Origin of the sequence: Paenibacillus sp. KS1, assembly GCF_001680695.1 — a bacterium.
In the GTDB taxonomy this organism is placed as follows: Bacteria; Bacillota; Bacilli; order Paenibacillales; family Paenibacillaceae; genus Paenibacillus_B; species Paenibacillus_B suaedae.
This window is the reverse complement of record NZ_MAIS01000300.1, coordinates 1-519: the sequence shown is the minus strand read 5'-3', so window position 1 is coordinate 519 and position 519 is coordinate 1. Positions and strand designations below refer to the sequence as shown.

The 519-nt window shown below is 35.5% G+C and carries 1 protein-coding gene; it reads left to right on the top strand.

The features are described 5' to 3' along the window. Nucleotides 1–358: YrvL family regulatory protein (locus tag BBG47_RS28415; RefSeq protein WP_217492557.1), on the top strand; the 358-nt coding region annotated here is incomplete at its 5' end. Nucleotides 359–519 lie beyond the last annotated feature (161 nt).

Below are 519 nucleotides of genomic sequence, written 5' to 3'. Positions count from 1 at the left end.
ACTGCTCGGCGTGGCTGCCTTTTTCCTATTCTTCCATATTGGTATTTTTGAAGTATTAGGAATTCAATACGAATCGTGGACATCGGTGTTTCTGTTTATCGGTCTATCATTCGTTGCTGATGCGGCTACCAAAGTATTATTAATTTTTATGAAGACAAGGTATTTTCTCGCTACTGGCCAGCATTTTAAGCGGTATCATGACGCTATTTTCCGAATACTCCTCGATTTTGTTGCTGTTCATCTGATTGATGAATGGATGACGTCCGTTCATTTTTCTATTTTTTCTGAGATCGCTTTTGTTCTTATTATCTATTTGATTGATACTTTACTTTTTCAGAAAAAAGACCATGATCGTTGAGAAGGAAGAAGCAAAATAATGATTTTGTAATTCAAATAATTCCATTCGGCTAATGGGGAGTGAGCGTTACATTGTCAGTTGTTCGAGAGTATATTAGATTGTATGCAAAAATAACGTTGAATCAGAAAGTAAGTTTTTTGTGGTACTTGCTTTTACCCTTA